General features: G+C 60.2%; 1 protein-coding gene. It reads right to left on the reverse strand.

The window, feature by feature from the left end; translation table 11 throughout:
- Positions 1-1,108: methyl-accepting chemotaxis protein (locus AC097L_RS25580; RefSeq protein ID WP_479589509.1), on the reverse strand; the 1,108-nt coding region annotated here is incomplete at its 3' end.
- Positions 1,109-1,143 lie beyond the last annotated feature (35 nt).

Here is a 1,143-nt window from a genome sequence, read left to right on the forward strand (position 1 = left end):
AGACAAGTTCACGAGCCTTGTCTGCCGTGCCCTGACGCAACTGGATATCGCCCACCGAAATTTCCAGCGCGGAAGCCTGGGCAATCATGCGCTCAGAGTTTTCAGCCGCGCGCGCGATCAGTCCCGCGTTTTCCTGAGTCAGGACGTCGAGGTCACCCACAGCGTTCACGACCTCTTCCAAAGCCGAGCTTTGCGCCGCACTGCCCTCGGCCATGACATTCACATTCACGGATATTTTCCCGATACCGGCCACCAGGCTCTCCATCATCTCGCTCACCTGCCTGATCTCCGAGACCGTGGTGCTGACCCGGGTGGAAGATTCTGCAATCAAGCCACGAACCTCAGCGGCGGCGACCTGGCTTCGTTTGGCCAAATTGCGAACCTCTGCCGCCACCACGGCAAAACCACGCCCCTGCTCACCGGCACGCGCAGCCTCAACGGCAGCATTCAGCGCCAGCAAGTTGGTCTGAAAGGCAATGCCGTCAATGGTGGCAATGATGTCCGACATGCGACCGGAGGTGACCTGCAAGGGCCCCATGCCCTGCACGGCCTGGTGCATCAACTTGCCAGCGGAATCTGCCTCCTTGTGCAGGCTATCGGTCATCAGGCTGATTTCTTGCGAGGCCTCGGCATTGCGGGCCACGGTCTCACTCACGCGGCGCACATGCATGGAGGTCTGCTGCAAATGCTGCCCTTGCGCGTTGGCGCGATCTGACAGGGATCGCGTGTCTTCCACCAGGCGCTTGCCGGAATCGCCAAGCAACACGGCGGCCGTGCGGATATTGGCCACGATGCTCGACATTTTGGCCATCATCACATCCAGATGGCGGCCAAATTCACCCAATGTGCCGATGCCGGAAGTGGCCATGATCGTCAGGTCCCCGTTGGACGCCAACTCAATGGCCCTCTCTGTGTGGGCATGGTCCATTTGACTGCTGCGAAAGAAGCTCATCAGCAGGTACCACCAAAGCAGCAGACCCACGACGGACACGACGACCGTCGCCATGATTTCGAAACGCAGGGACGCCCGCTGTACCGGCATCAGGTGATATTGGGTTGCCAGGCTATCCAGGTGCAGCGCCAGCACGACACCCAGGATGAGCAGCAAGGGCACATGAAGGCCCCAATATTTCACAGGGCCGC

This window comes from Rhodoferax sp. RT5P35, assembly GCF_056521385.1.